Source organism: Archaeoglobus sulfaticallidus PM70-1 (assembly GCF_000385565.1).
Classification (GTDB): domain Archaea; phylum Halobacteriota; class Archaeoglobi; order Archaeoglobales; family Archaeoglobaceae; genus Archaeoglobus_A; species Archaeoglobus_A sulfaticallidus.
Window position 1 is genome coordinate 1356956 of the sequence record NC_021169.1, and the last position, 24116, is coordinate 1381071.

Below are 24116 nucleotides of genomic sequence, written 5' to 3' on the forward strand. Positions count from 1 at the left end.
AAGTCTATTTTTTCAATTCTCCCATGGAACTGCTGATAGTCAAATCTCTCGAAACGAGAGAAGATGAGAAAAATGTTTTTGTCGAGGGCTACGCATCGGCTGCAGTTGAGGATCTCGATGGGGAGATAATCAGTGAGGAAGCACTGCAGAAGGTTGCCAAAGAGCTGACGGAAGAGCCATACAACAAGGTTTTCCTCGACCATGCTCCGATGAAGTTCAATGCGAACTTTGAGGAGAAACTACCAATCGGCAGGATTATTGAAGCCGAGGCTAAAGAGGTCGAGGGAAAGCTAAAGCTTTGGATGAAGCTTGTCCTGAACAAGGCCCATCCATACTTTGAGGTCGTTTACAAGTCGATCAAAGAGGGATTTCTGAACGCCTTCTCGATCGGTTTTCAGGTTTTACAACGCAAGGGGAGGGTTATTACAGATCTGAAGGTCCTTGAGGTCTCTCTGGTTGGAATCCCTGCCAATCCGGAAGCTGTTGTCGAAGAAGTGTACGAGAAAATGTTTGGTGAGCTGGAGATCAGGGGTGTCGTACCGACACATCCTTGGAAGTATGGGAAGGACGAACAAAGCGGATGGACGAAACCGAATCTTAGCGATTTCACATCCAGCTCATGGGAGGAACTTGATGACGAGGAAAAGAAAAACATCGCAGGGCACTTTGCTTATGCCCCCAAGAATCCACCAGATCGCTACACTGATCTGAAGTTTCCCCACCATAACCCCACAAAGCATCCAAAACCGCACGCTGTCAACTTGGGGGGTGTGGTAGCCGGATTCGTCAGGCTATCTGTTGCAAGGCTGCCGGATAACGATAAGCGCAAGATCTACGGTCACTTAGCCGCACATTACAGGAACGACTTCGGAAGAGAGCCGCCGGACTACAAGTCGGTCATTGATGCAGGTGCGGTGCTGAAAGCACTTCACATTGATGAGGAGGTTTTTCTTAAGGCAATCGGACCAGATGTGAAGTCAGATGCGGCTACCGAACATTCTGCTTTAAAAAGTCTAAATTACAGCAAGGAAAACATGGATGAGTTTGAGAAGAGAATTAAGGAACTTGAAGCGACGAACAGGGAGCTGTCAGAGAAGGTCAAGGAACTCGAAGCCAAAATCAGCGAGCTCGAGTCAGAGAACGCCAGACTCAAGGAAGAGAACGAGAGACTCGGCAACGAAGTGAAGCAGTACGTCGAAAGAGAGAAAGCTGAACTCATCGAGAAGATCAAGGTTCTAACAGATGAAGTCAACGAGGAGGAGCTTAAAGTTAAGGATGTTGTCGATCTCAAGGAATACTATCTAACTCTCCTCGAAACGAGGGTGATCAAGGCCAAGTCGCTGCCTCTGAAGGTTAAGGTTGGTGGAGAAGATTCTGATGAAGTTAGCTTTAAGGGGGTGTTCTAAATGCCTGTAACAACTACTGATTTGGGAACTGGAGTAATGAATAGACAGCAAGCCAACAGATTCATACAAATGGTCCAAGAGCAAGCAGTTTTACTCAAGAAGTGCAGAGTTCTTCCAGTTAACCATCCTAAGGGCCAAATTGACAAGATCGGTGTTGCCTCGAGGATCCTCAGGTCTCCAGCCGAGGGAGAGACTGTTACAAGCGAGGCAAGCGTTACGATCGGCAGCGTGAACTACGACACTGTCAAAGTAATGCTCAAGTACGGCATAACGAACGAAGCAATTGAAGACAACATCGAAAGAGAGAACCTCGCAAACACGATTGCAAAGATCATGGCCCAGCAATTCAGCGTCGATCTTGAGGACCTCGCCATAAATGCCGACACAGCAACCGATGCGGCAAATCCCGACTACGACTTCCTGAAGATCGATGATGGCTGGATAAAGCAGGGAGCAACTGGAACTCACACATACGATCACGGTGGAGCCACAATAAACAAGGATCTTTTCAGCCAGCTGATCAGGACTCTACCAAACAAGTACAGAAGGCCGGGGCTCGTGTGGATTATGAGTCCTGACCAGCTCGAGGCCTTCAAGGATTACCTTACAAACAGGGCTACAGCTGCAGGGGATGCATTGCTCATCAGCGACAAAGAAGTGATGCCGAGAGGCTTCCCTGTAATAACACCGCCAAAGTGGCCTGACGACCAGGTCTGGCTCACGATCCCGCAAAATCTCATTGTGGTCATCCAGAGGAACATAACTGTCAGAAAGACGACCTCGTCTGATGAGGTAATTGACAAAGACCTCTACGCAAAGTACGCTATGACGGCGAGGGTGGACTTCATAATAGAGGAGAAGGACGCGATTGCGAGAGCGATCAACATTGCAGCCCCTTAACCCAATTTTTTAGGTGATGTAAATGGTAGCTATTAAGGAGAACTTCGGTGAAGGAGGGGCGAACCTAACACCAGCAGGACAGGGAGAGCCTACACTGGCTCAAGCTTTGAGAGACATAGCTGATGATTTAGCGATGCTCAAAGCTGCAGTAGACCAGATAATCGCAGATTTGGGAACATCAACAACAGCATCAACCACGGATTTGAAAACTCAGAAGGGGTGATGTAGTTGAAGCTCAAGCTTGTTAATGCTCCGACATACATTTCGAAGGAATTCAGACTAAAGAAGGGGGAAGTCGTAGAGGTCGAGGACAAGAAGGTTGCAGAGAGGATGCTTGAGACCGGGCTCTTTGAGGAAGTCAAAGAAAAGTCCAAGAAATAACGAGATCCAATGAAGTATGTCTTTCCCGACGGTTAACGATGTTAGGGAAAAGCTTGGAGACGCGTATTCGACTGATCCAGCAGACCCAATAATTCAATCTTTTTTAGACAGGAGAATAGCTCAGATTAAGGAACTTACTGGCAGAGATTTCACAGGTTCTGTTCCAGAAACGATTTTCCTGTGGGTATTGAATTACACTTGCATTGACGTTCTTGTAAATGATCTGACAGGAAACGATTCAGCAGATGCACTTGATTATGAGATTGGTGAGCTGAGAGAGAGCAAGGACGAAAATGTCAAATTAAAGTTAACAGTGATTGAAACGCTTAAAGAAGCGGCAGACTTATCACTGAAACAGTATTTCATGCAGCAGAGGAACTACTACGACTATGTATCTGAGGTTGATGAAGAATACCAACGCTCGTTAATCTTTAGGCGCTCTTCACCATGATCTCGGAAGATTGGGCAAGGCTTATTGAGGATATGCTTAAGGAGCTGAGGCAGCAAAACGAGGAACAAACCAAGATGCTGTTATCTCTCTCCTCAGATATTAAATCGATCCACAAAAAGCTTAATTCTCATTGTGATACTCTTGAAGACCACGAGAAACGATTGAAAAAAGTTGAGAAGGTGCAGGTGAGACATTCAACATACTTTAAAATAATGGGTGCGATATCCGGTTTTATCGCCACGATAGCAACACTTTTTGCAGCGATAAAGTCGTTTTTCCAATAACCGATACCGTTAAGACTTGCTTTTTATAAATATGTCTGTGTTCAGACAGCTCAAAGTCATAAAGCTGCTAAAAGACATCTGTGAAGAAAAATTCCATGAGGATGTTGTTGTCGAGCAGTACGGTTTCAGCATAGTCATCTCCCCCCGAAATGTGTCCGAGATCAAAGATGTCGTCAGGGAGCTTGCCAAGAAAGAGAGGTTCGTAATTGAGTGGGAACGAAGGGAGAGAGAGCCAGAGCGAATGGAACTTGAGAGAGAACTGGAGTATGAGGGCCCGTAAGTCAGCTCCGATGCCGAGATGAGAGTCCTCTCAGAATCACGATCCTCACCGGATGGTGTGTGTGGATTGGGTGAGGGATGCTCCGCGAGCATCCTGATGACCCCCTATAACTTATGCCGCTGTAGCATAGTCCGGGATTGCGGGGCCCTTGTGAGGCTCAGGTCGCCGGTTCAAATCCGGCCAGCGGCTCTCATGCCGGCGTGGCAGAGCATGGACACTGCGGCGGAATGCGAATCCGCTGGGCTTCGCCCGTCGGGAGTTCAAATCTCCCCGCCGGCTGCCGGCGTAGCACAGCAGGTAGTGCGGGGGATTCGTAATCTCCAGGTCGTGGGTTCGAGTCCCACCGCCGGCTTGAGGGGTCGTAGCTCAGAGGCAGAGCGCGTTGTCCCGTATGGGGCTCCGAGGTTGGAGGTTCGAATCCTCCCGGCCCCATCAAAGCCGAGAAATCTACAGCCCCGTGGTGTAGAGGCAATCATGGGGGGCTTTGGACCCCTCGACCCCGGTTCGAGTCCGGGCGGGGCTATTGGTGATATTTATGGCAACACAGGAGGAAGTGCTTGAAGCGATAAAACAGAAGGGATATGCGGATCTGAAGGATCTGAAACGGCACTTTGGTCTGGAGTATCAGGGTTCGAGCTGGCTTCCTCAGAGGTTGAGGGCTCTAGAGAGGAAGGGCCTGATAGTCTCAATGCGGTCCGGGAACATCTCAGTCTATCTGGCAAACGACTTCGATTGTTGTTGGGATGAGGCCAAACGAATTCTTTTAGAGTTGGGATTGATTCGCAAGAGAAAAAGGGGTAGGCCGAAGGGAAGCATACAATACCGAGAAGAGAGTATTACGAAATTGCTGAATTTCATTCGAGAGAATAAGATCGTCACGATCAGATGGATTCAACGCAACATGGGTTGGGACTGGAGAACTACAACGAAATACATAAACAAGCTTGTTAGAGATGGCATTGTATTTGAGATTAGAAATGGCAGATTAAGGCTTTTTACGATCTCTTTGATATAAAACATATCTTTGTCCCCATCGACCCAATATGACCAATATGGATCCAATAACTAATGAAATTACTGAGTATCTCCAAATTATAATTTTCTCGTAGTATAAATAAGAATAATACGTACTTAAAGAGCCGAGTCCAGTCATCATTAAGGCAAATCCTAAGGAGAAAACAGTAAAAGACCATGCAGTGTAATATTGAACTTTTGATTCTTTTTCAATCAGCTCACTGTTTTAATTCGTTTAACACATTTGGATCACTCGATTGCATACTTCAAATTATGGATAAATATCTAATTTAAATTTTTAACCGACACCTGTCGGTGAGAAATTCTAAGTAAATTTTCTGATTTTAAAAGAGTCTTTGGGAGCGGACTCACATATAGCAAAAGCAACAGCAAAAGCCTTCATGCAAGGAATATCTGAGATATAAGTAATTAACGTGATGAAGGATGATGGTGCTGGAGTGGCCATAACTGATTACAATACTGTTTTGGCTGATCTGGCTGAAAGGGCAGAATAGGACATAATAACCCCAACGATTGGTGCTGGAGATACAAATGCCCAGAAACTAATCAATCACGCTAGAGCATACAGAAAACTTCTGGTTCTACTATTCATCGGCGCAGCTGCAGATACAAAAACACCCTTCACAGCTCTAACAGTTAACGAGTTAGTTTATGCAATTGGCTACAACGATTCTACCTTAACAGAGGGGGAAATTACTGGAGCTGTTGGCGGTATTTTCACAACTCTCAAACCATAGTAAACACCAGAATGGGATATGGTCCAGGGAGTAAATCCCGCAAACTACATAGATTCATAAGTAGACGACCTTGAAAACAGCAACATAGCAACGATTTGCGAAATCGTAAAATCGGTCCTATCGAATGTGAGAACACTCGACGGAAGCAGAGCTTACATAGTCAGATCAAAGATATGCCCTCGTTGACATAATAAGAACCGAGCTGATCAACCTGAAGCTTAAGCTGAACAACATGAGCATAGCCATCCCCTTCGTTCCTTCTGGCCTGCAGGTGATCAAGCCCACAATATAAAGGATCTTGAGGCCTCAACAGGCTTTAGGATTTCTAAAACCAGATTGGACCGATGCAGATGGGAGCCTGCACGAAGGCTTTTAGGTTACGGTTCCAGCTTACGAGCACATCCCAGATTCCGACAAAAGCAACGGAATCCTGAGAAATGTCTCAGTGACTGCCTACCTGATGAACTACGTTGAGAAGATCGAGCTCGATCTTGTTATAACACTAATGAGATGATGTGAATGCCAGCTGAGCAATACAGCACTGACGACATCAAGGTTTTTGTGGATGGCGTTGAACTCAATGGACTTAAAGATCTCAGTATAACTCTCAAGGACAAAGACAATTTAAAGCCAATAAAAGACTGGGCCGACAGGACTAAGGGATGGGCAATCAAGAAGAAGTATGTGGACGAAATCAATTTACTCGAGAAGATACAAATATCGCAACATATTTAGTTGAGAGTGAAAAGTAAAATTAATTTAAGATGTCCCATATGTCTAGCAAGGATTGGTAAAAAAGTTTAAAAGGGTGTTTGATTGTGATCGTCGAAGTTGAAAATCTGGGATCAATAAAAAAGGGAAAAGTCGAACTAAAGCCCTTAACTGTGTTTATAGGTCCAAATAATACTGGGAAGACCTATTTGGCTTATTTGATTTCAGGATTATGCGAAGATTTTCTGTTTAGGAAATACATTTTCTCACCTGTACGGGGAAAAAGAAAGCCTGTATATACTCTCTCTGAGAGAGTCGTTAGCGATATCTTAGAGAAAGGATATGCGGAGATTAAGATCAATCTGAAAGACATTTTGGCAGAAAATTTCGAATACACTGCATCTATTTTTAGAAAATTAAGCGAGCGTCCCATACTAGTTCAAAAGTTTGTAGAAAGCTTTTGGAAATTTTTGGGGGGTGATAAAAAAGAAATGTTCAGTAATCTCAAAGCTACCGTTAAAATACCGAATATTGATTCTCGCAATGAATTTGAGGAAATAGTGTACAACAGATCGGGACATATTATTACGCATATGTTTTATGAGGAAAATATAATGTTAAGAGCGATATCATTTAAAAAACCTAAATCTTACCAGATGGATGTAAGGTTAAGGTTAATCGAACGTAAGATATTTAGTGAGGATAAACAAGAAATAAATGATGCTATTTCTAAACAGATAGACCAATTTTTAAGTAGAATTATATTATTTTTGCTAATGAAAATAATATTACAACCAATCCTGTCTAATGTATTCATTTTTCCAGCTCAAAGAAATGCACTTACCTTAGATTTTATAAAATCAGCTATAAATATAGCGACAAGAGAAGAAATACCAGATGAAGATTTAATTGTTTCAAATCCTGAACGTCTGATTAAATCAAAACCCATCTTGAAATTTCTCAGAATGGTTGATTTGATAAGTGAAGATATCGAAAGTGAATACTATGACATAGGTCAAAGGCTTGAAGAAGTTTTAGGCGGACATTTAATAATTTCTGAGAGTAAAGGTGAAGAAGAGATTAGATTTATAATAAATGGTGAAAAAAGTTTAAAATTGATAACAACATCATCAATGGTACAGCAATTGAGTTCTTTGGCGTTGTATCTTAAACATCAAGCAAAATCTGGTGATTTAATGGTAATTGATGAACCTGAATCCAATTTGCATCCTGAGGCACAGACAAGAATTACAGAAGTTATTGCTGAAATGGTAAATGGAGGTTTATGGGTTATCATAACCACACATAGTCCGTTCATTTTAGAACATATAAACAATTTAATGAAAGCTTACGTTGTCGCCAGTATGAGTGAGGAAACAAGAGAATTGGTTTTAGATGTTATTAGAAACGAGAACGCTTTACTTAATCCAGAAAAAGTGGGAGTTTATTTATTTACAAAAGAAGGAATAATCGAAGATATCAAAAGAGATTATATAATTGACGCCGAATCATTTAGAAAAGTTTCAGATGAACTTGGTGCGAAATTTACTGAGTTATTATTAATCGAGGATCTATATAAAAAGTTAATTGGTGAAAGTGATGACTCCTCTGTTTGATTGCTTAGTTAATGGAACGCGTGTTTCAGAAAATGGGAAAAGCGTTTCCATTAGTGGTGATAGAAATGAACAAATCTTGTTTTTCCGAATAGATAATTGTTATATTAAAGATGAATCAAAAAAGTGTGATTATTTTGCTCTCTATTCTGATTCAAATTACAAATTTATATTTTTAATTGAGCTAAAGGGAATAAACTTAGCTAAAGCAATAGAGCAATTCGAAGAAACTATTACTAATGAAAAATTTAAATATATATTAAATATCCATAATTGCAGAAAATGCAATAATTATGGATGTATAAAATTATTATTAGTTGTTCATGGAAGAGGTATTTCGTCAAACAATGACCTCAAAGATCGTATTTATAAAAAATATAAATTCATTTTAGAGACCGAGGAATTAAATTGTGATTTAGAAGAAATAATTAACAAATATAAGAATAAACATAATATACATAAAAGCAAACTTAAACGTATGCTCTCCAAAAGAAGGCGTTAACAAGGAAAATAGTTGTCAACAATCCAAAAATAAAAATATGTGACTCTCATCTGCATTTTCCAATCTTATGTCAATAATTGAAGGCAAATGGACAGGACTCATGGATCTACAAAGAGAACATACTTCTGCTTATTAATTTCCTGAAAGATATTAGTCTCTTTTACATTACTTATTCTGGGGACAACCATACCAACCACTTCATACTCACACTCCAATCCGCAGACCCCTCAAGCTATACCTGTAACTTTTTTACCAGTTGTAGAAAAGTGAAGAATAATTCTATGACCTCCCGTTTTTAAAGTCTATTTTGACAGACTGAACCATGCAGGAAAGTAATGAACCACTCGGTCTTCCAAGAGGGAGTGTCAGGGCGATTCTCGCAATAGTTACTGTCGGCGGTGCGGTGGTCATGCATGCTATGAACATAACTGTCCCCGACTGGCTTATAAGTATGGCCGGAACTGCATTCGGTTTTTACTTCGGAATGCGAAAGCTGAAGTGAGAGCATGATCCTGAAGATGCTGCTGAGGTTGCTCGGGATTTACAAGGATGCTGACAGGGCTACATCAGATCAAACATGTGCAGCACGCGGGATGGGCAATGTGGTAGGTAACGATTTAGGTAACGATTTGGGTAAGCTTATGAGGATATACATCGAACCAACGGTGGACAGAGATAAGGTCCTGAGGGCCCTCAGAATCGTTCCAGGGTTCTGGAAGTTTGCGGTCAGGGAGTGGGATGAACTGAAATTTGAGGAGCTGGGTGGCGAGTGGAAGGGTTTCATTCTTCCTCTCGGCGATAATGAAATCGCAATCTTTGACGGTGCCATCAGGAAGGTTAAGTATGCTGGCGGGACCGCGGGAAGAAGAGTTGGGGTTGCGGTTTTCGGATGGGAGAATGAGCTCATGCTCGGATTGAGAATCTGGCATGAGCTTTTGCACACCGAAGGGCTCGATGCGGACGGTCTGCTCACGAACAAGAGCTTTACGAGATGGCTACCTGAGCGGATACATGGCTTTTTCAAAGAGAGTGTCAGCGAGCACAGCTGGTTCTGGCAGATAGCATACTACACCTACCTGACTGATGTTCGCCTGATGAGGAAGTGACCTGAATGAGCTTCGACAGGATTCTCGAAAAGAGGGGGAAGGACATAACACTAAAGAGGATCGCTACAACGGTAATAGATGATTTCTATCAGACAATGTCCGAAACATCCACGGACATCCAGATCAAAGCGATAGTCGGAAAGATTACCCTCGGTAAGGATCTGCTCGTTGATGGCTATGAGGTTGATGGCAAGGTCGTTGTTTATGTTTCTACCGGGGTTGATGTTTCTCAGGGTGATTCGCTGGTTATTGATGGGTCTGAATTCAAGATCGAACGGATAAGCAGAACCGACGCATACATCAAGCTGGAGGCTGTGCCGGCATGAGCATAAAAATTGAGGTTAATATCGATGGGGCCTTGGAGAAGCTGGATGTAAAAAACATTGCCGACCCATTGAAAAACATATTCAGGGATGAAGTGTTGAGGCTCGAAGCGGAGATCAAGGAGACGGCCCCCGTAGATACCGGCAGGTACAGGTCGGCATGGCATAGCGAAATAAGTGATCTGGAGGCTCAAATCGCAAACAATGTCAAGTACGCTAAATACCTTATCTATGGCACCAAAAAGTTCAGGAGAGTTAAAGAACCTCATAAATACAAAAAAGCAGACTTAGAACGCGGAATATTGCACGATGTCAGGGCCATACTGCACGAATGGGAGCACGATTTTAGAAGATTGTTGAGCAGGTTGATAAGATGATAGAGAATATTAAGAGGGATATTGCCCAGCTGATTGGGAATTATGTCCCGGAACTGAGCGGTAAGGTCTATTCGGCATATCCAAAAAAGAGTGCCGAGTTCCCATGTGCCTGCCTAGATATGGTCAGCATGGCCGGGGACAACACCCTGGGGGCCGAGATTCACAGCTATCTCGTCAGAATATCGGTCTTTGCGGATGACAGACTGGAGCTTGATCAGCTTGTGGACAAGGTCATGAACGCTTTTGTCGGCCACGCGGATGAGCTTGCCTCGTGCCACTACAATGGGATTACTTCGATTTCGCCAACCGCATTCGCATTCGAAGACAGAGAGGACAGGTGGAGAAGAGATATTGATGTCAGAGTTGTTGCAGTACTGAAGAGATAGCTTATTTTTCGGCTAATACTCTGATTACGATTTTCCAAGATTTTCAAGCCACTTTATAAGTTCCATAGCTTCTTCATAAGAGAAACCCTGTATTGCCAACTGCTCATTGTTTTTCATAATGTGTCTACCATCTGGATATTGAATCGATATCTGTCCATCATTTTTTGCATATCGTCTACCGTCGGGACAGGAAATATAAACTTGCTCGCCATTTATTGCAACTTGGCAATCGGAGATATCTGGTTGTACTTGAACACTTTGAGTGGAGGTAGAGTCGGAGGTATCTTGTGTTACTTGAACACTTTTAGTGGGAGTAGAGTATGAAGCTTGTCTTTCTCCGGATTCCTCCATACAACCAACAAATAGCAATCCGATTAGAATTAATATTAGAAATCTAGATATCATGATCAATAGTTTAGAAGTTCATATATAAGTAATTCACTATCACTTAGTAGAAAGCCTAAAAGTTGCCCGTCCCATTTTTTAAAGTCTAATTTTGCCCAATTTCTCATGGCAGTTCAAGGATTTAAGACCGTCGTAGAATATGTGGAAGAATCAGAATTCGGCACTTTCCCAACAGATCCTGCAATGCAGTGGATTGGCTTGGTTGATATAGTTAAGCCAGTAATAAAACCGAAAACCGAAACAAAGAGATATTTGGCTGCTAACGCTTCAACTAACAGGCTTGAGAAGCTGATGAATGTCAAAGTGGGTGAAGAAATAGGGCTTGAGCTTGAGTATTATCCTCAGAGCCTGCCGGGTTTCCTTCAGTATTTCATCGGCTCCGCAACCGGTCTGGCTGACGATCTTGCTTCAGTCTCAGTCGGGATAATACACAAGGGGAGCGGGGAGTATATGACCCTCAGTGGGCTTGTGGGTGAGGAGGTAACGCTTGAAATCCCGGAGGATGGAGTCGTTAAGGTATCTGCAAGGCTCGTGGGTGCGGATGCAACGGACCCGTCCACATCAGACTATATCGGATTGGGGTCACATGCCGCAGAAGATTCGACAGAACCACTAACTTGGGAAGATGTCTCAAATGTCCAGATGAACTATGGAGCTGGATTCGTGAGCGTTGAAGATTATGTGAGCTCCATTGAGATCAGGGTGAGAAACGAGCTGAAAGTGATTAAAGATATAGGCGACACCAAAGCCAGCAGGATCGTCGCAATCAAGCCAGTTTCGAGAGAAGTCACCCTCGGACTGGAGATGAATTACGATGATTTAGACATGTTGCTGAAAGTTAGGAGCCTGACAGAACTCGGCTTTAAGTTCACGATCGGTGGTAAAACATTCACGCTCTCTGGGGTTAAATTCCCAGAACTCCCGACGGAGTTCAGCCCGGATGATCTCGTTGGGGATAAGATAACCAGCCTGCCGGTAACCGGGCTGACGATCGCATAGTGGTGATCGAATGAAGGTAACGGTTGGCGGAAAAGAAATTGAATTAGACAGTGAACCCAAACACGGCGTTGTCAGGGAGCTGAGACGGCAGAGAAACAGGATAATCATGTATCTCCTGACAGAGGCTAAAGACCTGCTTGAGAAGGGTGTGCTCAAGGAGAACATGAAGCTTGAGGAGGCAATTGAAGTCGTCAGTAAGATGAAGCCAGACTTACTCAGCGAGTTCACCCAGATGCAGGAGGAGTTTGAGTACATGGCGACGATTTCGCTTGCGACGAACAGGGTCTGGACAACAGAAGAACTCGACGAGCTGAGCGAGTCTGAGTTTTGGGAACTTTACGAGAAGTGCAAGGAGGTAATAGGAGGATCGGCTGAAGATTTTTTCAAGCGTTACGAGAACAACATTTCCTTGAGGAAGAAATAGAGGACTTAAAAGTTAAGTATTTTTTAAAACTCGCAAATCGTAAGGCTAAAGACAGGATTCTCGATTTCAAAAGAGCCATTCGTGGCAAGGGAGGGTGTGAAGAGTATTCTGAATTTGTCGTGATGAAAGAGATGGGCTGGAGCTGGCATGAGCTGTGCGAAACTCCTGAAAGCGTCTATCTTGATGTGTTGAGGATAATTGGTTTGAAGAACAAAGAGGAAATAAGGGTGAGAAACGAGCAGACATCTGGTAAGAGGTGACTTTTTCTGACAATCGAGGGTCTTGCGTTGAAGATTGAGGTAGAGCTTAAATTTACGGAGTTGTTGACTCTCATTGACGATCAAATATTCTTTTGACGCATTAAAACAGAAGCTTGCAGCATGTTCGAGCACATTTTCAATCACTTTGAATTTTTCATGTTCCCATTTTCTTTTTCTCTCTCTTATAGCTAAACCCTTAAAAACTGATCTCATTTGCTCTATTATTGCGATAAATAGCAAAATTTAATACTATGCAAAATGAAAACTTAAATGTGGTTGATGAAATAGCTGTAAGATTAAACCCAGATGTCTTGAAATGGCTCAGAGAGATTTCAGGGTATAGCATCGAAGAAGTTGCTGAAAAGTTAAAGATAGAGGTAGAAAAACTTGAGCTAATTGAAGAAGGGAAATTAGGACCTACTTTCACTTTAATTAGGGACCTCTCTAAAATTTACAAGGTTCCTGTTGCAGCTTTTTTCCTCCCGAAGCCCAGGGAAATACCTATGCCCAAAGACTATCGGTTTATTCCTGGAAGAGAGAGTAAGTTCGACAAAGAGACTCTCTTAGTATTCAGGAAAGTAAGAGGTCTACAAAAAGTGGCTAAGGAGCTTATCGAAAATTTGGGTTATACTATTGAACCACATATCGAAAGAGTGAGCCTCAAAGACAAACCAGAAAAAATTGCCGAGAAGTATAGAGAGGAGTTTGGATTAACAGAAGAGTTGCAAGCCGAATTTAAAGATGCTTCAGCTATGTTCAAGTATCTTAGACAAAAAATCGAAGAGTTGAACATCTTTGTTTTCCAATACGGGATGCCAGTAAAAGATGCAAGAGGATTCACTTTAACGGACGACTTCCCCATAATCATAACAGTAAACTCCAAGGATCTTTACAAGCCGAGAATTTTCACACTAATGCATGAATTCGGACATGTGCTTTTGGGAGAATCAGTTGTAGACATACCTAATATCGCTATACCAACCACAAACATTGTTGAGAGGTGGTGTAACGAGTTTGCTGCATCTTTCTTACTGCCAAAAGATGTAGCTATTAAAGTTTTTGGGGAGAATCGTTCGTCGCTGACCAGTAAAAGAACATTGGGCAGATTGTCTGGGAGATATAAAGTCAGTAAACATATGTTGCTATATACTATGTTTAAGCTGAATTACATATCTCTAAAAGAATATGAAGAATTCAAAAAAAGATTTAAACCAAGTTCTTATAGAGGATCGGGAGGGCCACCTCCTGAGGTTAGAATAATGTCAGAACTCGGAGACAAATACCTGAAATTAGTTGTTCAAAACTATAAAAACAATCTGATCTCGTACTCTGCAGCTTTAGAGACGATTCCTTCTGTAAAGACAAGAACTTTCAACAAGCTGCTGGAGCAGGTGGGGTAAGCTTGGAGGTCGTGTACATCATTGACTCAAGTTCACTCATTGATTTGAAAGATCGAAACCCCTTGGACATATACCTGTCAGTATGGAATAAGCTAATGGAGTTACATTTGGAAAACAGATTGTATTCCCACATCGAAGTTTATTTAGAGCTTGAGGGTAGAGATGACGAGTTAAAAGAGTGGGCCAAAGAGCAAAAAAATGAATATCCGGACTTCTTTAAAAAATATACGCCTGATCAGCAAAAATACGTTGCAGATATCCTCAGTAAGTTTGAGTCATTTGTCAAAATAAACGATGGCACAACTAAAGATGCTGATCCATGGTTGGTAGCATTAGCTCTCGAAATGAGAAGTCAACCCACTATTTTTGGACCTATCAAGCCAATTATATTGACTGAAGAGGTCTTGAAGGGAAACCGAGTTAAGATTCCCTATGTCGCTAAACATTATAGAATAAAATGTGTAAAGATATTTGATATGTTCAGGCAGGAAGGTTGGAAATTCTAAAATTCGACTGACATCTCTTTTTATATGCTAAACGAGGAGATTAGAAAAACTATCCTCGAATTCTACTACGACCACTGGTAGAGGTATCCTGATCATGGGAAGAATTGAATAACACACCAGAACGAGTTTATCTCGATGTCTTAAGAATTATAAACCTTCAATCCAAGGAAGAAGCGAGGATCAAAAAAGAAATGGAAAGAAAAAATAGAATAAGAGGCTAAAGCTTCTCCAACAACTCTTTTCTTTTTGTTTCGTACTCTTCTTCTGTGAGGAGACCCATATCATACAGCTCTTTTAGCTTTTTCAGCTTCTCAATCGGATCTTCTTTCACCTCTTTTTTAGTCTCAATTACTTGTGTCATGGGTAGAGTTCTCGTAATTACTTCTTTAGGTTTCTTCAATGTCCAAGATTCCTTCATCAGACCCTTCTTTTTATCAATGGAAATCTGTTCTACCGATACTGCGTTTAGAGCGTCTCTGATGGCAATAATAGCCTGCTGGGATTCATCTTTCTCCATCCAAGGAATAATAACTTTCTTTCCATCCTCTCTGACTAATGAGAATTCAGCACCGATTTTGCCCTTGGTGTACGAAACTAACTCAAGTTTTTCATAGGGAAAATCTACCAGATCGTATCTTCCCAGCAGTTTTTGATCGAAGTATATCACTCTTCGGTCCGTAACGATGAGATACATCGGTTTTTCCAAGCTTTTTAATTTTTTAACCGAGTAAACGATTTTCTCGCCAGGATACAGGTTTTCAGACACTTGCTCTGGCAAATCTATCATAATTGATATGTTGAAATCATATGATATATATTTTACCTACTTTTAGATTCTATAAGTTAACTGAGTGACTTTGGTTTATTAAGTCAATTCTATCTTTCATTTTTGATGTTCGGTGCAGGCACGATAGGAGATATTGTCATCAAGATCAAAGCAGATCTCGCTCAGTTAGAAGAATCTCTCGAAAAAGCAAAATCTCAAGTTAAAGATTTTGGTAAAAGACTGCAAGATGTTGGGAAAGACTTGGCAGTCGCTGGAGCGAAAATGGGTGCTGCTATCGCACCCGTTGCTCTCGCTCTTGGGCATGCAGTGAGGACTGGGGCAGAGTTCGAGCAGGCAATGAAAAATGTACAATCTGTAATGGGGGCGAGCGAAGAAGATTTCAAGAGACTGACTGAATTCGCAAAAAGACTCGGTGAAACAACTGTTTTCTCTGCATCTCAGGCTGCTGAAGGATTGTATTTCCTTGCATCAGCCGGTTATAAGGTTGATGAAGCAATCTCTGCAATGGAGCCGATCCTACAGTTTGCAGCAGCGACGCAGTCCGATCTGGCGTCCGCAACCGAGCTGGTCGTTTCGACGCTCAACGCCTTCGAGATGGACGCAAGCGAGGCGAGCAGGGTAGCCAATGTCTTCGCCGCGGCGATCTCAAACTCCCAGCTGACTATGGAGAGGCTCGCGGTTGCCATGCCGTATATCTCAGGACTTGCAAAATCCCTCGGCATAAGCCTTGAGGAAACTACGGCCACTATTGGATTGCTCGTTTCATCTGGAATAAGGGCTGAATCAGCTGGCCGTTTGCTTGCTTCATCGTTGGGTAGCTTGATGAATCCGACGGATAAGGCACAAGAAGTTCTTGAAAAGTATGGCTTAACTTTGGATGATGTCAATCCGAAGATGCACAGCTTGGCTGAGTTAGTCGATATCCTGAAAGAAAAGAACATTTCAGCCGCTGATGTAATAAAGATCTTTGGTGACGAGGGAGCAAGAGTATGGCTGAAACTGATCCCGATGGGTGGAGAGAAGATCCGGGAGATGGAGCAAAGCATCACAGGGACGAGCAAGGCTACAGAGATGGCTGCAATACAGCTTGACAGCTTTCAGGGATTAATCCGGCTCGTCAAATCGGAACTCGAAGGGATAGAGATAGCTGTTTTCGATGAGCTGAAAAATGACCTGACAAGGCTTGTAAGAGCCTTCAAAGACGCCTTGCCGACGATAAAAGAATTTGCGATATCTTTCACGAGGGGGATCCTCCCGGCAATCGAAGGTGTGCTAAAAGCAGGCAAGGACTTCATGCAGTGGTTCAACTCCCTCAATCCGCATGTTAAGAACGCAATTGCCGTTTTGATGGGATTTACGACAGCCCTTATGGCAATTGGTGCACCGTTGCTGATACTCATAGGTGGATTGATAAATGCGACTGGGAGCATCGTAAGCTTTGCCGGTTCCCTGGCGGGCCTGACGGGCATAAGCTTCTCAACGGCAACGGCCCTCACTGCACTGAGAACTGCACTGACATTTCTCACCGGACCGATTGGAATTCTGATAACAGCGGCATCAATGCTCTTTGTGGCATATCAGACTAATTTCTTGGGAATAAGAGATGTAGTCAATTCGGCTGTGGGGTGGGTAGTGGATAGGCTCTCAGACCTAGTAGACTGGATGGCAAACACGATCCCTGGAGTGAGGACTCTAACAGACTTTTTTGATGCACTAAACGACACGCTTGGCAGTGTCGGGGAGCGTCTCAAAGAGGTACTTAATATAGACACTGCATCCAAGGCAAGTGAAATTGAAGAGTACAACCAGAGAATTGCTGAATCTGAACGAGAGCTGGCGGATGCAAAACAGAGACTTATCGAGAAGCAAAGAGAGCTTGACGAGGTCATGGATGAGTATCATAAGAAACAGCTTGAACTGGAGCAGGCAACCAACAAAGTTAAGGAGGCTGAGGAGGAGCTCGCAGAAGCTAAAGAGAGGCTGCTGAACTACACGAAAGACCTGCAGGAAGCCGAGGAAGATCTGTTGAAAACGAGGCTTGACTTCAAGAGTGCCCAGCTCAGCGTCAAAGATGCAGAAGACGATCTGGAGGATGCTAAGGAGAGGCTGAGGAAGGCTCAGGAGAAGGCCCGTGTAGCTCTGGAAAGATACGGCAGGAACAGCAGAGAATATGCCAAGGCCCTCAAGGAAGTTGAAAAAGCTGAGAGGAACGTCGAGAAGGCGGAGATACGACTTGAGAGGGCGAGACTGAGAGTCAAGGATCTCGAGGAGGCAATAACTGAAAAAGAGAAAGAAGTGATAAAAGTTCGGAACAGCAAGGAGGAAAGAACAAGGGCAGTGGAAAAAGCACAGAAGAAATATTCCAAGGCACTCGAAGAACAGAAGAGAATACTCAGAGAACTGTCCGAACTCGAAGAGAATATGGAAAAGCTCAAACTGGAGGTTGAAGTTGAACAAGAGAAATACGATAGAGCCGAAGAGTTGCTGAACAAGGTTAAGAATAAAGTCAAGGAACTGGAAGATCAGACTGCTGATTCATCGGGTAAGATAAAAGATAAATTCGATGATATGGCTGAAACAACGGAGAAATCATCAAAGAGAATGGTGGATTCAATTGACACCGTCATATCTAAACTTGAGGAGTTGGAAGAAGAACTTGGCATTTATTCTAAGACATCTTTTGGTAGTAGCCCATCAAGGAAATATATCGAGAACGCAAGACCTACCCAAACAACTCCACCGCCAGCTAAAGCCAAGCCAGAAGAACCCTCTCAACCAAGAAAACCATTCTATGATGTTGACAGATCAATATACGCGGTAAAATCAGCAATTCAATCTGTGACGAGTTCTGTGAAAGCTCTTTCAAATCAGATCGGCAGGATTCAGTCGGTAACGGCAGCACCAAGCGTCACGGTCACACCCGTGATTCCTGTGCATGAAACGGTGCAGAAGAGCGTGACGATAAAGAACATCCAGCCACGGATAGAGATAAGGGATGTCGTGGTCAGGCAGGAGGCAGACATTGACGCAATAGTTGAGAAGGTCAACAGAAAGCTTGTTGAACTGATATGAGGTGATCAAATGGAGCTAAGACTCAACGCTTTTGACATGTCAATTCCATTATCTGACTGGAAAGTGGATCTGAGGCTGAACGAGATAGGAACGGCGAGGGTCAAAACATCAGATGAGTATCTTTTTCTGATCAAAAAAGCCGTAAACGGGACATACGAGATAATCGAAGACGGGATCACGATCTTTAAGGGAGTCTTGAAGCGTATATCAAGGAAATTCAACGGCGAACTGGAGATCGAGCTGGATCACTGGATCAAGAAGCTGGACAGAAAATTATTCTCAAAAGACGGCAATTACAGGGTAGAATATGTGGACAGCGACAGCGATCCGGTATATTCGTTCACGATTTTAAACGATGTACTAAACGGTGAAACGGAGTTTGAGCAGGGTTACTGTGCAGTAAAGAGACTGAACATCAAGGGAAACTTCGAGTCTAAACTCGAATGGATAAGGAAGATTTCAGAAAACATCCTGTGGGGTTACGACAGTGAAGGCAACATCAGGATAGGAGATGGATATACGATTGCTATGGGTAGTACAGATTTCTGGGTGGATGATGAGAATAAAATAAACATAGCGGTTAGAGGGCTTGATGCCACAAAGAGACAGTTTATTCCAGAAATCGTTTGTAACCTGCCAAATAACACCACTGACTCGGGTGGAATCAAATTGTTAAATGGATACTACTGGGCAGTTAATTCAGATTCAATAAAAATTACAATAGGTGAGGGAACTTACTCTAAGACGATAACATTTACAGATAACGGTTACCAAGGCACTTCGGCTACCGAGGAGTTGTATAAAAGCATTAAGTTCTTCTTTGCCCCAACAGAGGCAGAAAACTCATACTGGGCTAAGATTGTCAGCACCTCAAACGGTGTGCTATCTAATGATGCTGAGGCTTGCACTCCGTCAACTGTGTGGTATAAACTGAAAACAATTACTCTTCCTTCGGATTTGCCAGCGAACTCCACTTTAACTATCTCATTTGATCTAAAATGTGTTGAGAGCATTCAAGGAACTACAGACACAGTTTATGGTAAAATTTACAGGAACGATGTTGGGGTTGGGACAACACAAAGCACTGCTTCCACTACTTATGTAACTTACACAGAAACCATAGATGGCTGGAATCCGGGAGATTTGGCTCAATTATATGCCAAAACATCTTATACTGAAGTCTTAGCTTGTGTAAGCAATTTTAGAATCCTAAATGTTCCATTCGAACAGGGTTGCTCTTTGACGACTCCTGAGGCTGTGGTGGGAGTATTCGGGAGAATAGACTTCTACGGGTACTATGACTCAACATTAAACGAGCACTACACAAGGGTGGAGGTCGTCTTTGAAGAGTATCTGTGGGGATCTTTCAGGTTCAGGACATTCGACATTACCGATTACATAGTGGACATCGTTGACTTCTCAATCGATTACTCAAAACTGATTAACAAAGTGCATGTTCTGGGCTACGGGGACGAAATAACGCAGGTTTACTACACAACAGAGGACATAGCCTCCCAATCGAGTTACTTCGTCAGTGAAGGCGTTCACACAGACAGAAAAATCAGATACGATTCCGAAGCACAGGTTCTCGCTGAGAAAATAATCTTACAGAGAAAAGAACCTGTAAAGAACCTGACGGTCAAGATAGACAGCAGGCTGGTCAAGGAGAAGACGGTTGAACTCGGTCAGTTCGTCAGGATAGATGGTCTTGACGAGGACATCGATGGCGAGTACAGGGTTGTCGAGATACGGAACTTCAACACCGTTGACTGCGAACTCGTTTTGACGAATAATCTCGTAATGCTCAGCGACTTCATCAAATCGCTGAATAACAGAGTCAGTGATGTTGTCAAGTACCCCTGATCTGATTTTTAAAGTCTGTTCTTATCTTCAGCAATATGCCACACATAGGGGATGTTTATGTTCCTGTCATAACCGAGCTGTCAGCCGACAAGAGGAGGAAGGAAAACAAGGTCATCAAACCACTCAACCTCGATGAGCCGATTGTGGTCCCACTGAGGAAGGACATAAGAGAACTCAGAATGAGGGGGGTGCTGATCCCCGAAGGGGCGAAGAGTGAGGATGCTTTCGCGGAGGATCTGATGGCCGTTGCGGAAAGAGATCCGGCATACAACCATCTTGATTACGCTGGTGTGGACGGCTTTGTTGCTGTCGATGACATCGAGATCCCGAAGTCGGCTGAGATAGCTAATTTGAGAGAGTACTCCATAAACGGAAAGTTCCTGCCGAGAACCGTCTATGAGAGGGCCTACAAGTTCAGGAACGAGATTATCGTGAATGACTTCGGGATCGGCTTTCCTGCTGTGATTCCGTTGCCGGTTGGAGCTTACAATGTGAAGCTGAAGTCTCCGTGGCAAACGATTAATCTTGATTCTTACTGGGTAAAAGTAACAGGAAAAGATGGAGACATTCCGTTCTACAAGCCGTTCCCACTTTTCGACCAGGACAATGCCACAACAACAGGAACGGTAACCTATCTGGAGGAAGCTTACAGACTTCAGACGATAAATCTTGATGCTCAAGGAGAGTACGCCCAATGGACTGTTGGTATCGGATCAGATATTCCGAAGGGAACTTATAAGATTGTTCTGAGGGTGAGAGATGATAATGTAGCAGACGATATTAAAATAACGGTCTCAGGGAGTGTTAGTGGGACGATTTTAACAGAAACCCTAAGCACGGGTGGAACAAGTTTTGTAACACTTGAGACCTCTGAGTTCAACGCTTTAACCGAGGAAACCTTGACAATCAAGGTAGAGAAGGCTACCAGCACAGCTAATGTTATTGAATTAGATTATTGCTACATAGAGCCGACCTACATTGCGAGACTAGCCTTCGACGTGGACCAGGAGTATGATGTGGGAGAGGTTAAGGTTTACGACACAATGGGCACGACTGATGAATCGCAATGGATACGAGTGTTTAACAAAGAACATAAGTTCACAGGGAAGATAGTAGTAGAGAATGGTTTTCTGAGATTCATGTTTGATCCAAGTACAACAGGATATTATGGCATAAGATACAGTATATGGAATGGAACAAATTGGTCTAACTTAGGAGAGTGGCAATTATATGCGTTTAACAATGATCCCATAGAAGACATAAAGATTAATAGCATAAATTCTGATAGAGTTGAGTTAGTATTGTCTATAAGTGGTGGATTAGATTATGCTGCTTCATTAGGGGACAGATTAGTACAGATTTGGAACATTACGAAAGCAGGTGTAGAAGTTTTCAATGATAAGATTGGTTCGTTAAGATATACAAACTATATCAGAGCAATACCAGATTACTCCACATTGTTCCTCTATACAAAAGATAAAATAGTTCGCGAGACGACGGAGTTTTCTATTCCATTGAATACATATTTCATAAGTATAACTACTGGCGAAATGAAAACAATAGCGATTCATGATGCTAACAAGAGAGCAGGATTTTATTCTTCTGGTGCCGTTATGTATGATTGGCATGAAGATGCAACCGACTTTAAGATGTTCTTCTTCGATAGGTACGAATCTTGGTTATCAAACCTCTTCAAAGAAGCAGAAGACGCAACGCTCAGCTCAGCTCCAGATCCACTAACTTACACGGATGATTTTAGTATTGATACAAGTTCGAGGTATCTACAACTTGTTGGAACAGGGTGGACATGGGATACGGCTAACGGGGAGTTAGACGCTTATAGTGATACCGAAAGCACTGAACTTCTTAGGCTAAAAAGTCTCAAGTTTGCGGGGGGAACATATCAGGTAGATGTAAGAATTAATTCAACTAATGCAGTCGCAAGGGATGCGGGGATAGTTTTTGGTCTTCAGGATGTAGCAAACCATTACCTTGTGAGACTAAATATAGACTCAGGAGGATCAGCAACCTGTAACATTCTCAAGAAAGTTGATGGAACTTGGACAAGTTTAGCATCAGCTCCAGTAACAGCAACAACAGGTACGTGGTATAACATTAGAGTGGAGTGGGATACCTCTACAGGCATAATAGAAGTATACTTTGATGGAGCGGAGATAGTCACGGTTTCTGCACAAGATACTACCTTCACATCAGGATATGTCGGATTAAGAGCAACAGCAACAGCAGGAGTAGGGAACCTCGATGTTAGTTTTGACAACCTCTCCATATCAGCCACTGAGGTCATAGGAAGGGGAGCACAGGTTAATAGATTTCTCGATGATTTCGATTGGGATTCGTCAGCAGAATATACTCAATCAGAAGGGGTGTGGTCTTGGGATGGTGTTAATGGGACTGTAAAGATGGAAGATACAACTGTTAGGGGAATCTTACAACTCAATTCGTTAAAGTTTGGAACAGGGTCTTATGAGGTGAGAGCAAAGATTACTAATAGTGATCCAGTTGGTAGAGAGGCGGGAATACTCTTTTGTATAAGTGATACTAATAATATGTATTTGGCGAATATTTACTTAGATAGTAGCATAGGAAAAGTAGTTCTTTGGAAGAGGGTAGGAGGCACATGGTCTCAATTAGCTGCTGCAGCTAGAACAATAAATCTTGGAGAATTCTACAAACTGAAAGTGAATTTTGATTCTTCTACTGGACAAATAGATGTATATTTCAATGATGAAACAACACCTTGTATCACTAAAACAGATACAACTTTTTCGAATGGTTACGTAGGCCTATGGGTCAATGTAGCCGGAGCAGCTGAATTCGATGACCTCGAAATCAACGCAGAGGAAGTGACGAGCAGCGGGAACAGTTGTGTGATTCTCGGAGGAATTAATCACGGCGGTAAAAGTTTCAGTCCATATGAGTATGTCCAATATAGAATATTTAAAGACAAAATACCATCCGGGAGATATTTGGCAGTAGCAAGAATCAAGAAAACAATTTCTGGGTTTACAGCTTATGTATCTACATACTTATATGACACAGATCTTGATAATACACCAGCATTCGATGGAGCTGGAAAATTTAAACATATTTCGAGTGACATAACTTCTACATATGGATATTTTATAAGACCATTTGAAAAAACTGGGGATTCTCCCTCATCAAGAATAGATTTTGCAGTAGTTGATGAAAACATGGGTACAGTAATAGTTGACTACTTCCTCTTAATTCCAATCAGTGGACTCGAAAGCTCCCAGTTATTCCCGCAAGATATCGCATTTCTCAGCATGGTTGATCCAAACCTTAAGAGAGTTTTAGAAATCAAAAATTAGAGGGGGTGATAATTTTGTTGAGGAAGGTTAAGGTCGTGAGGGATGAGGAGGGCATAAGGCCGGACTGCGAGCCGCCGTTCAGCGTGGTGGAGTACGGCGAGGACTATGCGATAGTCGACACGCCAAACGAGGTCGGTGAGCCGGCAACCTGGGACGAAGTCAAAAATCCGATCTTCAAGAAGATAGTGGTGGGGGACAGGGCGTATTCTGTTGGTGGCAGGATCAGGGACACGACCCCGGTCTACTTGGACAATATGGGGCGACTCTGCCTGAAAAAGATGAAGAAAATTGCGGTGCAGAGAATTATCGAAGAAGAGAATATCATTGTCCCAGATGAGATCGAGAGACCGGAATTCGTGTCTGCTCCGGAAACACCTCTGGCGATCAGGAACGGACAGCTCGGCGTTTATATACGGGATGAGATGGGCAATGAGGTGTTTACGACCGATCCAGAAACAGAGATCGTTGTAGCTGAGAGTGGCGAGAGGATTAAGTTGAGAGATGTTAGCGTAGTGTAAGTTTATCCAGAAAATCTTAAATTTTTAATCTTTTAATAAT

27 protein-coding genes and 5 tRNA genes are annotated in these 24116 nt (G+C 42.9%); 30 read left to right on the top strand and 2 right to left on the bottom strand.

Annotation, left to right across the window (positions count from 1 at the left end; translation table 11 throughout):
• The first annotated feature begins 23 nt into the window (after window positions 1–23).
• The 21 genes from ASULF_RS07375 (at window position 24) to gp17 (ending at window position 10492) form a co-directional block, all read left to right on the top strand.
• Window positions 24–1406: an HK97 family phage prohead protease gene (locus tag ASULF_RS07375; protein WP_015591093.1), complete on the top strand. Its 1383-nt coding sequence runs from the start codon at window positions 24–26 to the stop codon at window positions 1404–1406.
• Window positions 1407–2306, top strand: a complete 900-nt coding sequence (locus ASULF_RS07380) for a phage major capsid protein (RefSeq protein WP_015591094.1) — start codon at window positions 1407–1409, stop codon at window positions 2304–2306.
• A 22-nt stretch (window positions 2307–2328) separates the two neighbouring features.
• Entirely contained in the window at window positions 2329–2529 is a 201-nt protein-coding gene (locus tag ASULF_RS07385; RefSeq protein WP_015591095.1) for a hypothetical protein, read from the top strand.
• 5 nt (window positions 2530–2534) lie between these two features.
• Window positions 2535–2687: a hypothetical protein gene (locus ASULF_RS12020; protein WP_015591096.1), complete on the top strand. Its 153-nt coding sequence runs from the start codon at window positions 2535–2537 to the stop codon at window positions 2685–2687.
• A gap of 16 nt (window positions 2688–2703) precedes the next feature.
• The gene (locus ASULF_RS07390) at window positions 2704–3138 is read left to right on the top strand and encodes a hypothetical protein (protein ID WP_015591097.1); all 435 of its coding nucleotides are present in this window, start codon (window positions 2704–2706) and stop codon (window positions 3136–3138) included.
• Window positions 3135–3422, top strand: coding sequence for a hypothetical protein (locus tag ASULF_RS07395; RefSeq protein WP_015591098.1), 288 nt, complete (start codon window positions 3135–3137; stop codon window positions 3420–3422). The genes ASULF_RS07390 and ASULF_RS07395 overlap by 4 nt, the downstream gene beginning before the upstream one ends.
• Window positions 3423–3459: 37 nt before the next feature.
• Window positions 3460–3702 carry a hypothetical protein gene (locus ASULF_RS07400; RefSeq protein WP_169336399.1) on the top strand — a complete coding sequence of 81 codons (243 nt, stop codon included), beginning with the start codon at window positions 3460–3462 and terminating at the stop codon, window positions 3700–3702.
• Window positions 3703–3817: 115 nt separating this feature from the next.
• Window positions 3818–3891, top strand: a tRNA-Thr gene (locus ASULF_RS07405).
• Window positions 3892–3896: 5 nt separating this feature from the next.
• Window positions 3897–3981: transfer RNA gene (locus ASULF_RS07410), tRNA-Arg, on the top strand.
• Window positions 3982–4054: transfer RNA gene (locus tag ASULF_RS07415), tRNA-Thr, on the top strand. It abuts the tRNA gene before it with no gap.
• A gap of 3 nt (window positions 4055–4057) precedes the next feature.
• Window positions 4058–4134 (top strand) — tRNA-OTHER (locus tag ASULF_RS07420).
• Between the two features lie 19 nt (window positions 4135–4153).
• Window positions 4154–4225, top strand: a tRNA-Gln gene (locus ASULF_RS07425).
• Between the two features lie 12 nt (window positions 4226–4237).
• Complete coding sequence (locus ASULF_RS07430; protein WP_015591100.1) at window positions 4238–4717, top strand: hypothetical protein; 480 nt, start codon at window positions 4238–4240, stop codon at window positions 4715–4717.
• A gap of 1276 nt (window positions 4718–5993) precedes the next feature.
• Complete coding sequence (locus ASULF_RS07435) at window positions 5994–6209, top strand: hypothetical protein (protein WP_015591101.1); 216 nt, start codon at window positions 5994–5996, stop codon at window positions 6207–6209.
• Between the two features lie 83 nt (window positions 6210–6292).
• Window positions 6293–7801, top strand: a complete 1509-nt coding sequence (locus ASULF_RS07440) for an AAA family ATPase (protein WP_015591102.1) — start codon at window positions 6293–6295, stop codon at window positions 7799–7801.
• Complete coding sequence (locus tag ASULF_RS07445) at window positions 7785–8300, top strand: hypothetical protein (RefSeq protein ID WP_015591103.1); 516 nt, start codon at window positions 7785–7787, stop codon at window positions 8298–8300. The genes ASULF_RS07440 and ASULF_RS07445 overlap by 17 nt, the downstream gene beginning before the upstream one ends.
• Window positions 8301–8622: 322 nt before the next feature.
• Window positions 8623–8802 carry a hypothetical protein gene (locus tag ASULF_RS07450; RefSeq protein WP_015591104.1) on the top strand — a complete coding sequence of 60 codons (180 nt, stop codon included), beginning with the start codon at window positions 8623–8625 and terminating at the stop codon, window positions 8800–8802.
• Between the two features lie 4 nt (window positions 8803–8806).
• Window positions 8807–9406, top strand: coding sequence for a hypothetical protein (locus tag ASULF_RS07455; RefSeq protein ID WP_015591105.1), 600 nt, complete (start codon window positions 8807–8809; stop codon window positions 9404–9406).
• A gap of 5 nt (window positions 9407–9411) precedes the next feature.
• On the top strand, window positions 9412–9732 hold the full coding sequence (locus ASULF_RS07460; protein ID WP_015591106.1) for a hypothetical protein: 321 nt from the start codon (window positions 9412–9414) through the stop codon (window positions 9730–9732).
• The gene (locus ASULF_RS07465; protein WP_015591107.1) at window positions 9729–10106 is read left to right on the top strand and encodes an HK97 gp10 family phage protein; all 378 of its coding nucleotides are present in this window, start codon (window positions 9729–9731) and stop codon (window positions 10104–10106) included. The genes ASULF_RS07460 and ASULF_RS07465 overlap by 4 nt, the downstream gene beginning before the upstream one ends.
• The gene (gene gp17, locus ASULF_RS07470) at window positions 10103–10492 is read left to right on the top strand and encodes a tail completion protein gp17 (RefSeq protein ID WP_015591108.1); all 390 of its coding nucleotides are present in this window, start codon (window positions 10103–10105) and stop codon (window positions 10490–10492) included. Before ASULF_RS07465 ends, gp17 begins: the two co-directional genes overlap by 4 nt.
• 24 nt (window positions 10493–10516) lie before the next feature.
• Here gp17 and ASULF_RS07475 read toward each other — a convergent pair whose 3' ends face one another.
• On the bottom strand, window positions 10517–10843 hold the full coding sequence (locus tag ASULF_RS07475) for a hypothetical protein (RefSeq protein ID WP_144060515.1): 327 nt from the start codon (window positions 10841–10843) through the stop codon (window positions 10517–10519).
• A 159-nt stretch (window positions 10844–11002) separates the two neighbouring features.
• Here ASULF_RS07475 and ASULF_RS07480 point away from each other — a divergent pair, with 159 nt between their 5' ends.
• From ASULF_RS07480 to ASULF_RS07495, 5 genes are all read left to right on the top strand, one after another.
• Entirely contained in the window at window positions 11003–11896 is an 894-nt protein-coding gene (locus ASULF_RS07480; protein ID WP_015591109.1) for a phage tail tube protein, read from the top strand.
• Between the two features lie 10 nt (window positions 11897–11906).
• Window positions 11907–12320 carry a hypothetical protein gene (locus tag ASULF_RS07485; protein ID WP_015591110.1) on the top strand — a complete coding sequence of 138 codons (414 nt, stop codon included), beginning with the start codon at window positions 11907–11909 and terminating at the stop codon, window positions 12318–12320.
• Window positions 12321–12451: 131 nt separating this feature from the next.
• Window positions 12452–12580: a hypothetical protein gene (locus ASULF_RS12335; protein ID WP_269077379.1), complete on the top strand. Its 129-nt coding sequence runs from the start codon at window positions 12452–12454 to the stop codon at window positions 12578–12580.
• A 272-nt stretch (window positions 12581–12852) separates the two neighbouring features.
• On the top strand, window positions 12853–13980 hold the full coding sequence (locus tag ASULF_RS07490) for a helix-turn-helix domain-containing protein (protein ID WP_169336400.1): 1128 nt from the start codon (window positions 12853–12855) through the stop codon (window positions 13978–13980).
• An 11-nt stretch (window positions 13981–13991) separates the two neighbouring features.
• Entirely contained in the window at window positions 13992–14486 is a 495-nt protein-coding gene (locus ASULF_RS07495) for a DUF4411 family protein (protein WP_236609725.1), read from the top strand.
• A gap of 217 nt (window positions 14487–14703) precedes the next feature.
• Here the strand turns inward: ASULF_RS07495 and ASULF_RS07500 are convergent, their stop codons facing one another.
• Window positions 14704–15273: a PH domain-containing protein gene (locus ASULF_RS07500; RefSeq protein ID WP_015591114.1), complete on the bottom strand. Its 570-nt coding sequence runs from the start codon at window positions 15271–15273 to the stop codon at window positions 14704–14706.
• A gap of 105 nt (window positions 15274–15378) precedes the next feature.
• Here ASULF_RS07500 and ASULF_RS07505 point away from each other — a divergent pair, with 105 nt between their 5' ends.
• The 4 genes from ASULF_RS07505 to ASULF_RS07520 are packed head-to-tail and all read left to right on the top strand — an operon-like array spanning window position 15379 to window position 24076.
• On the top strand, window positions 15379–18345 hold the full coding sequence (locus ASULF_RS07505) for a phage tail tape measure protein (RefSeq protein ID WP_015591115.1): 2967 nt from the start codon (window positions 15379–15381) through the stop codon (window positions 18343–18345).
• 9 nt (window positions 18346–18354) lie between these two features.
• Window positions 18355–20208: a hypothetical protein gene (locus ASULF_RS07510; RefSeq protein ID WP_015591116.1), complete on the top strand. Its 1854-nt coding sequence runs from the start codon at window positions 18355–18357 to the stop codon at window positions 20206–20208.
• A gap of 35 nt (window positions 20209–20243) precedes the next feature.
• Window positions 20244–23558 carry a hypothetical protein gene (locus ASULF_RS07515; RefSeq protein ID WP_015591117.1) on the top strand — a complete coding sequence of 1105 codons (3315 nt, stop codon included), beginning with the start codon at window positions 20244–20246 and terminating at the stop codon, window positions 23556–23558.
• A 17-nt stretch (window positions 23559–23575) separates the two neighbouring features.
• Window positions 23576–24076 carry a hypothetical protein gene (locus ASULF_RS07520; protein ID WP_015591118.1) on the top strand — a complete coding sequence of 167 codons (501 nt, stop codon included), beginning with the start codon at window positions 23576–23578 and terminating at the stop codon, window positions 24074–24076.
• The last annotated feature ends 40 nt before the right edge of the window (window positions 24077–24116 follow it).

Coding starts and splice junctions, on each gene's coding strand:
- ASULF_RS07375 (WP_015591093.1), top strand. CDS start 24: ATGGAACTGCTGATAGTCAAATCTCTCGAAACGAGAGAAGATGAGAAA.
- ASULF_RS07380 (WP_015591094.1), top strand. CDS start 1,407: ATGCCTGTAACAACTACTGATTTGGGAACTGGAGTAATGAATAGACAG.
- ASULF_RS07385 (WP_015591095.1), top strand. CDS start 2,329: ATGGTAGCTATTAAGGAGAACTTCGGTGAAGGAGGGGCGAACCTAACA.
- ASULF_RS07390 (WP_015591097.1), top strand. CDS start 2,704: ATGTCTTTCCCGACGGTTAACGATGTTAGGGAAAAGCTTGGAGACGCG.
- ASULF_RS07395 (WP_015591098.1), top strand. CDS start 3,135: ATGATCTCGGAAGATTGGGCAAGGCTTATTGAGGATATGCTTAAGGAG.
- ASULF_RS07430 (WP_015591100.1), top strand. CDS start 4,238: ATGGCAACACAGGAGGAAGTGCTTGAAGCGATAAAACAGAAGGGATAT.
- ASULF_RS07435 (WP_015591101.1), top strand. CDS start 5,994: ATGCCAGCTGAGCAATACAGCACTGACGACATCAAGGTTTTTGTGGAT.
- ASULF_RS07445 (WP_015591103.1), top strand. CDS start 7,785: ATGACTCCTCTGTTTGATTGCTTAGTTAATGGAACGCGTGTTTCAGAA.
- ASULF_RS07450 (WP_015591104.1), top strand. CDS start 8,623: ATGCAGGAAAGTAATGAACCACTCGGTCTTCCAAGAGGGAGTGTCAGG.
- ASULF_RS07455 (WP_015591105.1), top strand. CDS start 8,807: ATGATCCTGAAGATGCTGCTGAGGTTGCTCGGGATTTACAAGGATGCT.
- ASULF_RS07460 (WP_015591106.1), top strand. CDS start 9,412: ATGAGCTTCGACAGGATTCTCGAAAAGAGGGGGAAGGACATAACACTA.
- ASULF_RS07465 (WP_015591107.1), top strand. CDS start 9,729: ATGAGCATAAAAATTGAGGTTAATATCGATGGGGCCTTGGAGAAGCTG.
- gp17 (WP_015591108.1), top strand. CDS start 10,103: ATGATAGAGAATATTAAGAGGGATATTGCCCAGCTGATTGGGAATTAT.
- ASULF_RS07475 (WP_144060515.1), bottom strand. CDS start 10,843: ATGGAGGAATCCGGAGAAAGACAAGCTTCATACTCTACTCCCACTAAA.
- ASULF_RS07480 (WP_015591109.1), top strand. CDS start 11,003: ATGGCAGTTCAAGGATTTAAGACCGTCGTAGAATATGTGGAAGAATCA.
- ASULF_RS07485 (WP_015591110.1), top strand. CDS start 11,907: ATGAAGGTAACGGTTGGCGGAAAAGAAATTGAATTAGACAGTGAACCC.
- ASULF_RS12335 (WP_269077379.1), top strand. CDS start 12,452: ATGGGCTGGAGCTGGCATGAGCTGTGCGAAACTCCTGAAAGCGTCTAT.
- ASULF_RS07500 (WP_015591114.1), bottom strand. CDS start 15,273: ATGATAGATTTGCCAGAGCAAGTGTCTGAAAACCTGTATCCTGGCGAG.
- ASULF_RS07505 (WP_015591115.1), top strand. CDS start 15,379: ATGTTCGGTGCAGGCACGATAGGAGATATTGTCATCAAGATCAAAGCA.
- ASULF_RS07510 (WP_015591116.1), top strand. CDS start 18,355: ATGGAGCTAAGACTCAACGCTTTTGACATGTCAATTCCATTATCTGAC.
- ASULF_RS07515 (WP_015591117.1), top strand. CDS start 20,244: ATGCCACACATAGGGGATGTTTATGTTCCTGTCATAACCGAGCTGTCA.